Raw genomic sequence first — 8899 nt, 5'->3', positions numbered from 1 at the left:
GCGGAACTCATCGAGGCGCGGGAATAAAATCCCATTCAGACGCCGGATAGATTCAAGCAAGCCAACTTGTCGTCAAAATCGGTGTTGCAAAAACGGGAGTGACCATAGATTCCGTTTTCTGAGGCGACCCCCACATAGAGACCTTCCCGGTCATTCACTTTGTAGAGTTTGTCCCTGGGCTTGAGATTGCGCAGCTTGGTATCGGTCAGCATGTACCTTGTCCTTCTTCGTCTCCGATACCCACTCTATTGTAAACAAGACATTTTTATCTTTTATATTCAATGGCTTATTTTCCTGCTAATTGGTAATACCATGAAAAATACCATGCTCAGAAAAGGCTTAACAATATTTTGAAAAATTGCCTACTGAGCGCTGCCGCACAGCTCCATAGGCCGCTTTCCTGGCTTTGCTTCCAGATGTATGCTATTCTGCTCCTGCAGCTAATGGATCACCGCAAACAGGTTACTCGCCTGGGGATTCCCTTTCGACCCGAGCATCCGTATGAGACTCATGCTCGATTATTATTATTATAGAAGCCCCCATGAATAAATCGCTCATCATTTTCGGCATCGTCAACATAACCTCGGACAGTTTCTCCGATGGAGGCCGGTATCTGGCGCCAGACGCAGCCATTGCGCAGGCGCGTAAGCTGATGGCCGAGGGGGCAGATGTGATCGACCTCGGTCCGGCATCCAGCAATCCCGACGCCGCGCCTGTTTCGTCCGACACAGAAATCGCGCGTATCGCGCCGGTGCTGGACGCGCTCAAGGCAGATGGCATTCCCGTCTCGCTCGACAGTTATCAACCCGCGACGCAAGCCTATGCCTTGTCGCGTGGTGTGGCCTATCTCAATGATATTCGCGGTTTTCCAGACGCTGCGTTCTATCCGCAATTGGCGAAATCATCTGCCAAACTCGTCGTTATGCATTCGGTGCAAGACGGGCAGGCAGATCGGCGCGAGGCACCCGCTGGCGACATCATGGATCACATTGCGGCGTTCTTTGACGCGCGCATCGCGGCGCTGACGGGTGCCGGTATCAAACGCAACCGCCTTGTCCTTGATCCCGGCATGGGGTTTTTTCTGGGGGCTGCTCCCGAAACCTCGCTCTCGGTGCTGGCGCGGTTCGATGAATTGCGGCTGCGCTTCGATTTGCCGGTGCTTCTGTCTGTTTCGCGCAAATCCTTTCTGCGCGCGCTCACAGGCCGTGGTCCGGGGGATGTCGGGGCCGCGACACTCGCTGCAGAGCTTGCCGCCGCCGCAGGTGGAGCTGACTTCATCCGCACACACGAGCCGCGCCCCTTGCGCGACGGGCTGGCGGTATTGGCGGCGCTGAAAGAAACCGCAAGAATTCGTTAACTGCACATTCGGGATATTTCTCTATATTCGCGCTTCATCAGAAAACTGAAGGAACCTCCATTGAATCGAACTAATATTTTTTTTGGTGAATCGCATTCTGACTGGTTGCCTGTCAGAGGCGGAGAATCTGGTGATTTTGTTTTTCGACGTGGTGACGGGCATGCCTTCGCGAAAATCGCACCTGCTTCCCGCCGCGGTGAGCTCGCTGGAGAGCGTGACCGCCTCATTTGGCTCAAAGGTCGAGGTGTGGCTTGCCCCGAGGTCATCAACTGGCAGGAGGAACAGGAGGGTGCATGCTTGGTGATAACGGCAATTCCGGGAGTACCGGCGGCTGATCTGTCTGGAGCGGATTTGCTCAAAGCGTGGCCGTCAATGGGGCAGCAACTTGGCGCTGTTCACAGCCTATCGGTTGATCAATGTCCGTTTGAGCGCAGGCTGTCGCGAATGTTCGGACGCGCCGTTGATGTGGTGTCCCGCAATGCCGTCAATCCCGACTTCTTACCGGACGAGGACAAGAGTACGCCGCAGCTCGATCTTTTGGCTCGTGTCGAACGAGAGCTACCGGTGCGGCTCGACCAAGAGCGCACCGATATGGTTGTTTGCCATGGTGATCCCTGCATGCCGAACTTCATGGTGGACCCTAAAACTCTTCAATGCACGGGTCTGATCGACCTTGGGCGGCTCGGAACAGCAGATCGCTATGCCGATTTGGCACTCATGATTGCTAACGCCGAAGAGAACTGGGCAGCGCCAGATGAAGCAGAGCGCGCCTTCGCTGTCCTATTCAATGTATTGGGGATCGAAGCCCCCGACCGCGAACGCCTTGCCTTCTATCTGCGATTGGACCCTCTGACTTGGGGTTGATGTTCATGCCGCCTGTTTTTCCTGCTCATTGGCACGTTTCGCAACCTGTTCTCATTGCGGACACCTTTTCCAGCCTCGTTTGGAAAGTTTCATTGCCAGACGGGACTCCTGCAATCGTCAAGGGATTGAAACCTATAGAAGACATTGCTGATGAACTGCGCGGGGCCGACTATCTGGTATGGCGCAATGGGAGGGGAGCAGTCCGGTTGCTCGGTCGTGAGAACAATCTGATGTTGCTCGAATATGCCGGGGAGCGAATGCTCTCTCACATCGTTGCCGAGCACGGCGACTACCAGGCGACCGAAATTGCAGCGGAACTAATGGCGAAGCTGTATGCCGCATCTGAGGAACCCCTGCCTTCTGCCCTTCTCCCGATCCGGGATCGCTTTGCAGCTTTGTTTCAGCGGGCGCGCGATGATCAAAACGCAGGTTGTCAAACTGACTACGTCCACGCGGCGATTATAGCCGATCAAATGATGAGCAATGCCTCGGAACTGCGTGGGCTACATGGCGATCTGCATCATGAAAACATCATGTTCTCCAGTCGCGGCTGGCTGGTGATAGATCCCGTCGGTCTGGTCGGTGAAGTGGGCTTTGGCGCCGCCAATATGTTCTACGATCCGGCTGACAGAGACGACCTTTGTCTCGATCCTAGACGCATTGCACAGATGGCGGACGCATTCTCTCGTGCGCTGGACGTCGATCCGCGTCGCCTGCTCGACCAGGCGTACGCTTATGGGTGCCTTTCCGCAGCTTGGAACGCGGATGGAGAAGAGGAGCAACGCGATCTAGCTATCGCGGCCGCGATCAAGCAGGTGCGACAGACGTCATACTAGATATCAAGCGACTTCTCCTATCCCCTGGGAACACATCAATCTCACCGGAGAATATCGCTGGCCAAAGCCTTAGCGTAGGATTCCGCCCCTTCCCGCAAACGACCCCAAACAGGAAACGGGGTCTGACGCTCAGTGGAACGAAAACTCACGTTAAGGGATTTTGGTCATGAGATTATCAAAAAGGATCTTCACCTAGATCCTTTTAAATTAAAAATGAAGTTTTAAATCAATCTAAAGTATATATGAGTAAACTTGGTCTGACAGTTACCAATGCTTAATCAGTGAGGCACCTATCTCAGCGATCTGTCTATTTCGTTCATCCATAGTTGCCTGACTCCCCGTCGTGTAGATAACTACGATACGGGAGGGCTTACCATCTGGCCCCAGTGCTGCAATGATACCGCGAGACCCACGCTCACCGGCTCCAGATTTATCAGCAATAAACCAGCCAGCCGGAAGGGCCGAGCGCAGAAGTGGTCCTGCAACTTTATCCGCCTCCATCCAGTCTATTAATTGTTGCCGGGAAGCTAGAGTAAGTAGTTCGCCAGTTAATAGTTTGCGCAACGTTGTTGCCATTGCTGCAGGCATCGTGGTGTCACGCTCGTCGTTTGGTATGGCTTCATTCAGCTCCGGTTCCCAACGATCAAGGCGAGTTACATGATCCCCCATGTTGTGCAAAAAAGCGGTTAGCTCCTTCGGTCCTCCGATCGTTGTCAGAAGTAAGTTGGCAGCAGTGTTATCACTCATGGTTATGGCAGCACTGCATAATTCTCTTACTGTCATGCCATCCGTAAGATGCTTTTCTGTGACTGGTGAGTACTCAACCAAGTCATTCTGAGAATAGTGTATGCGGCGACCGAGTTGCTCTTGCCCGGCGTCAACACGGGATAATACCGCACCACATAGCAGAACTTTAAAAGTGCTCATCATTGGAAAACGTTCTTCGGGGCGAAAACTCTCAAGGATCTTACCGCTGTTGAGATCCAGTTCGATGTAACCCACTCGTGCACCCAACTGATCTTCAGCATCTTTTACTTTCACCAGCGTTTCTGGGTGAGCAAAAACAGGAAGGCAAAATGCCGCAAAAAAGGGAATAAGGGCGACACGAAAATGTTGAATACTCATACTCTTCCTTTTTCAATATTATTGAAGCATTTACCAGGGTTATTGTCTCATGAGCGGATACATATTTGAATGTATTTAGAAAAATAAACAAATAGGGGTTCCGCGCACATTTCCCCGAAAAGTGCCACCTGACGTCTAAGAAACCATTATTATCATGACATTAACCTATAAAAATAGGCGTATCACGAGGCCCTTTCGTCTTCAAGAATTTTATAAACCGTGGAGCGGGCAATACTGAGCTGATGAGCAATTTCCGTTGCACCAGTGCCCTTCTGATGAAGCGTCAGCACGACGTTCCTGTCCACGGTACGCCTGCGGCCAAATTTGATTCCTTTCAGCTTTGCTTCCTGTCGGCCCTCATTCGTGCGTTCTAGGATCCTCCGGCGTTCAGCCTGTGCCACAGCCGACAGGATGGTGACCACCATTTGCCCCATATCACCGTCGGTACTGATCCCGTCATCAATGAACCGGACTGCCACGCCCTGAGCGTCAAATTCCTTTATCAGTTGGATCATATCGGCAGTGTCGCGGCCAAGACGGTCGAGCTTCTTAACCAGAATGACATCACCTTCCTCCACCTTCATCCTCAGCAAATCCAGCCCTTCCCGGTCTGTTGAACTGCCGGATGCCTTATCGGTAAATATACGGTTTGCTTTCACACCTGCGTCTTTGAGTGCTCTGACCTGAAGATCAAGAGACTGCTGACTGGTTGAGACCCGAGCGTAACCAAAAAGTCGCATAAAAATGTACCTTAAATCGAATATCGGACAACTCATGTCTATTATTACAAATTTACGATTTAATAGACATATTAATGTAACAGTTTTACGATGTCCGATAATTTATAACATTTCGTACGGTTGGAAAAATGTTACTAAATGCCCGTCAGGCAGGGAGGCCGATATGCCCGTTGACTTTCTGACCACTGAGCAGACTGAAAGCTATGGCAGATTCACCGGTGAACCGGATGAGCTTCAGCTGGCACGATATTTTCACCTTGATGAAGCAGACAAGGAATTTATCGGAAAAAGCAGAGGTGATCACAACCGTCTGGGCATTGCCCTGCAAATTGGATGTGTCCGTTTTCTGGGCACCTTCCTCACCGATATGAATCATATTCCTTCCGGCGTCCGGCATTTTACCGCCAGACAGCTCGGGATTCGTGATATCACCGTTCTTGCAGAATACGGTCAGAGGGAAAATACCCGCCGTGAGCATGCAGCGCTGATACGTCAGCACTATCAGTATCGTGAATTTGCCTGGCCCTGGACATTTCGCCTTACCCGTCTTTTATATACCCGGAGCTGGATAAGCAACGAACGTCCTGGCCTGCTTTTCGATCTGGCGACAGGGTGGCTTATGCAACATCGTATTATTCTCCCCGGAGCCACTACGCTGACCCGGTTGATTTCAGAGGTAAGGGAAAAGGCGACGTTGCGCCTGTGGAACAAACTGGCACTGATACCGTCAGCCGAACAGCGTTCACAGCTGGAGATGCTGCTGGGGCCAACTGATTGCAGCCGCCTGTCTTTACTGGAATCACTGAAAAAGGGCCCTGTGACCATCAGTGGTCCGGCGTTTAATGAAGCAATTGAACGCTGGAAAACTCTGAACGATTTTGGCCTGCATGCTGAAAACCTGAGTACACTCCCGGCTGTGCGCCTGAAAAATCTCGCACGTTATGCTGGTATGACTTCGGTGTTCAATATTGCCAGGATGTCACCGCAGAAAAGGATGGCGGTTCTGGTTGCCTTTGTCCTTGCATGGGAAACGCTGGCGCTGGATGATGCATTGGACGTTCTGGACGCCATGCTGGCCGTTATCATCCGTGACGCCAGAAAGATTGGGCAGAAAAAACGGCTCCGCTCGCTGAAGGATCTGGATAAATCTGCATTGGCGCTCGCCAGCGCATGTTCGTACCTGCTGAAAGAAGAAACACCGGACGAATCGATTCGTGCTGAGGTGTTCAGCTACATCCCAAGGCAAAAGCTGGCTGAAATCATCACGCTTGTCCGTGAAATTGCCCGGCCCTCAGACGATAATTTTCATGAAGAAATGGTGGAGCAGTACGGGCGCGTTCGTCGTTTCCTGCCCCATCTGCTGAATACCGTTAAATTTTCATCCGCACCTGCCGGGGTTACCACTCTGAATGCCTGTGACTACCTCAGCCGGGAGTTCAGCTCACGGCGGCAGTTTTTTGACGACGCACCAACGGAAATTATCAGTCGGTCATGGAAACGGCTGGTGATTAACAAGGAAAAACATATCACCCGCAGGGGATACACGCTCTGCTTTCTCAGTAAACTGCAGGATAGTCTGAGGCGGAGGGATGTCTACGTTACCGGCAGTAACCGGTGGGGAGATCCTCGTGCAAGATTACTACAGGGTGCTGACTGGCAGGCAAACCGGATTAAGGTTTATCGTTCTTTGGGGCACCCGACAGACCCGCAGGAAGCAATAAAATCTCTGGGTCATCAGCTTGATAGTCGTTACAGACAGGTTGCTGCACGTCTTTGCGAAAATGAGGCTGTCGAACTCGATGTTTCTGGCCCGAAGCCCCGGTTGACAATTTCTCCCCTCGCCAGTCTTGATGAGCCGGACAGTCTGAAACGACTGAGCAAAATGATCAGTGATCTACTCCCTCCGGTGGATTTAACGGAGTTGCTGCTCGAAATTAACGCCCATACCGGATTTGCTGATGAGTTTTTCCATGCTAGTGAAGCCAGTGCCAGAGTTGATGATCTGCCCGTCAGCATCAGCGCCGTGCTGATGGCTGAAGCCTGCAATATCGGTCTGGAACCACTGATCAGATCAAATGTTCCTGCACTGACCCGACACCGGCTGAACTGGACAAAAGCGAACTATCTGCGGGCTGAAACTATCACCAGCGCTAATGCCAGACTGGTTGATTTTCAGGCAACGCTGCCACTGGCACAGATATGGGGTGGAGGAGAAGTGGCATCTGCAGATGGAATGCGCTTTGTTACGCCAGTCAGAACAATCAATGCCGGACCGAACCGCAAATACTTTGGTAATAACAGAGGGATCACCTGGTACAACTTTGTGTCCGATCAGTATTCCGGCTTTCATGGCATCGTTATACCGGGGACGCTGAGGGACTCTATCTTTGTGCTGGAAGGTCTTCTGGAACAGGAGACCGGGCTGAATCCAACCGAAATTATGACCGATACAGCAGGTGCCAGCGAACTTGTCTTTGGCCTTTTCTGGCTGCTGGGATACCAGTTTTCTCCACGCCTGGCTGATGCCGGTGCTTCGGTTTTCTGGCGAATGGACCATGATGCCGACTATGGCGTGCTGAATGATATTGCCAGAGGGCAATCAGATCCCCGAAAAATAGTCCTTCAGTGGGACGAAATGATCCGGACCGCTGGCTCCCTGAAGCTGGGCAAAGTACAGGTTTCAGTGCTGGTCCGTTCATTGCTGAAAAGTGAACGTCCTTCCGGACTGACTCAGGCAATCATTGAAGTGGGGCGCATCAACAAAACGCTGTATCTGCTTAATTATATTGATGATGAAGATTACCGCCGGCGCATTCTGACCCAGCTTAATCGGGGAGAAAGTCGCCATGCCGTTGCCAGAGCCATCTGTCACGGTCAAAAAGGTGAGATAAGAAAACGATATACCGACGGTCAGGAAGATCAACTGGGCACACTGGGGCTGGTCACTAACGCCGTCGTGTTATGGAACACTATTTATATGCAGGCAGCCCTGGATCATCTCCGGGCGCAGGGTGAAACACTGAATGATGAAGATATCGCACGCCTCTCCCCGCTTTGCCACGGACATATCAATATGCTCGGCCATTATTCCTTCACGCTGGCAGAACTGGTGACCAAAGGACATCTGAGACCATTAAAAGAGGCGTCAGAGGCAGAAAACGTTGCTTAACGTGAGTTTTCGTTCCACTGAGCGTCAGACCCCAAGTCCTGCGCGTCGGTGCTGACGCGCAGATAGACCCGCGCCACCATCGGCGCGGCTACTGGCTTCGTCCTGCGCATACTTGCGGGCTCCTTTGGGCATACGCAAAGTGTCCGGTCATGCTACCCCCGGCCAAAAAGGCCGTCATGCGATTTATCTTGGCCGGGTCGTTATTGGCGGGTCTAAATGGCCGCTCCGTGGATCTCATCGCCAGAAATGGCGATGCGAGATCCAGGGCAGGGCGGCCGCCATCGTCAGACCTGGCGATGGTCGACGCCGGCGCGCATCGTCGGATGTGGCGATGCGAGCTCGAGGTCGGTGGCCACCGCCGGCGACCTGGTGCCATCGTCGGCAATGGCGATGCTGCAGCTCGACGTGCGCGGCCTGGTCGTCTCGGCATCGTCGGATGCGGCGATGCTCGAGCGAGGCGAAAAAAAACCGCCTCGGGGTGTCCGAGGCGGCAAGTCTGCATGCGGTTCAGGGAGGAAGAAACCGCGCCGGCGATCAGGGAGGAAAACCGCGCGGCCTGATGTGCAGCTCGGCCACTTTAGCCGGATTTTTCGACTTATCCGATGCGAGCGGCCCGCCGTGGGCGCTGCTCGATCTGCTGTTGCTTTTTCTCGACGTGCTTCTGCTCCTGGTGCTGCTGCTCGTCGCGCGGCACTGTTGCAAAGTTAGCGATGAGGCAGCCTTTTGTCTTATTCAAAGGCCTTACATTTCAAAAACTCTGCTTACCAGGCGCATTTCGCCCAGGGGATCACCATAATAAAATGCTGAG

At 52.7% G+C, this 8899-nt stretch carries 7 protein-coding genes and 2 pseudogenes; 4 read left to right on the top strand and 5 right to left on the bottom strand.

What is annotated here, in order from left to right:
- Positions 1-107: 107 nt before the first annotated feature.
- Positions 108-212: pseudogene (locus ACJ8MK_RS25555) on the bottom strand (Arm DNA-binding domain-containing protein); the annotation flags it as partial.
- Positions 213-541: 329 nt separating this feature from the next.
- On the opposite strand from ACJ8MK_RS25555, the gene sul2 reads away from it, so the two are divergent.
- From sul2 to ACJ8MK_RS25540, 3 genes are read left to right on the top strand one after another with little or no spacing between them, the layout of a single operon-like run.
- Positions 542-1357 carry a sulfonamide-resistant dihydropteroate synthase Sul2 gene (gene sul2, locus ACJ8MK_RS25550; RefSeq protein WP_001043260.1) on the top strand — a complete coding sequence of 272 codons (816 nt, stop codon included), beginning with the start codon at positions 542-544 and terminating at the stop codon, positions 1355-1357.
- Between the two features lie 60 nt (positions 1358-1417).
- The gene (gene aph(3'')-Ib, locus ACJ8MK_RS25545) at positions 1418-2221 is read left to right on the top strand and encodes an aminoglycoside O-phosphotransferase APH(3'')-Ib (RefSeq protein WP_001082319.1); all 804 of its coding nucleotides are present in this window, start codon (positions 1418-1420) and stop codon (positions 2219-2221) included.
- Positions 2221-3057: an aminoglycoside O-phosphotransferase APH(6)-Id gene (locus tag ACJ8MK_RS25540; protein WP_000480968.1), complete on the top strand. Its 837-nt coding sequence runs from the start codon at positions 2221-2223 to the stop codon at positions 3055-3057. The genes aph(3'')-Ib and ACJ8MK_RS25540 overlap by 1 nt, the downstream gene beginning before the upstream one ends.
- Positions 3058-3321: 264 nt before the next feature.
- Here the strand turns inward: ACJ8MK_RS25540 and ACJ8MK_RS25535 are convergent, their stop codons facing one another.
- Positions 3322-4182 carry a broad-spectrum class A beta-lactamase TEM-1 gene (locus ACJ8MK_RS25535; RefSeq protein WP_000027057.1) on the bottom strand — a complete coding sequence of 287 codons (861 nt, stop codon included), beginning with the start codon at positions 4180-4182 and terminating at the stop codon, positions 3322-3324.
- Positions 4183-4364: 182 nt separating this feature from the next.
- Entirely contained in the window at positions 4365-4922 is a 558-nt protein-coding gene (locus ACJ8MK_RS25530; protein WP_001235713.1) for a recombinase family protein, read from the bottom strand.
- Positions 4923-5085: 163 nt separating this feature from the next.
- On the opposite strand from ACJ8MK_RS25530, the gene ACJ8MK_RS25525 reads away from it, so the two are divergent.
- Entirely contained in the window at positions 5086-8091 is a 3006-nt protein-coding gene (locus ACJ8MK_RS25525; protein ID WP_001143760.1) for a Tn3-like element Tn3 family transposase, read from the top strand.
- 32 nt (positions 8092-8123) lie between these two features.
- Here ACJ8MK_RS25525 and ACJ8MK_RS25520 read toward each other — a convergent pair.
- Positions 8124-8201, bottom strand: a pseudogene (locus ACJ8MK_RS25520) (recombinase family protein); the annotation flags it as partial.
- A 485-nt stretch (positions 8202-8686) separates the two neighbouring features.
- Positions 8687-8827, bottom strand: coding sequence for a hypothetical protein (locus ACJ8MK_RS25515; protein ID WP_001044210.1), 141 nt, complete (start codon positions 8825-8827; stop codon positions 8687-8689).
- Positions 8828-8899: the final 72 nt, after the last annotated feature.

Source organism: Serratia sp. CY38905, from assembly GCF_052168875.1.
In the GTDB taxonomy this organism is placed as follows: domain Bacteria; phylum Pseudomonadota; class Gammaproteobacteria; order Enterobacterales; family Enterobacteriaceae; genus Serratia; species Serratia sarumanii.
Note: the sequence above shows the minus strand (reverse complement) of the source record. Positions and strands in the feature narration are given on the sequence as shown.

Bases quoted from the DNA above. Each gene is read 5' to 3' on its own strand.
- sul2 (WP_001043260.1), top strand. From the start codon at position 542: ATGAATAAATCGCTCATCATTTTCGGCATCGTCAACATAACCTCGGAC.
- ACJ8MK_RS25540 (WP_000480968.1), top strand. From the start codon at position 2,221: ATGTTCATGCCGCCTGTTTTTCCTGCTCATTGGCACGTTTCGCAACCT.
- ACJ8MK_RS25535 (WP_000027057.1), bottom strand. From the start codon at position 4,182: ATGAGTATTCAACATTTTCGTGTCGCCCTTATTCCCTTTTTTGCGGCA.
- ACJ8MK_RS25530 (WP_001235713.1), bottom strand. From the start codon at position 4,922: ATGCGACTTTTTGGTTACGCTCGGGTCTCAACCAGTCAGCAGTCTCTT.
- ACJ8MK_RS25525 (WP_001143760.1), top strand. From the start codon at position 5,086: ATGCCCGTTGACTTTCTGACCACTGAGCAGACTGAAAGCTATGGCAGA.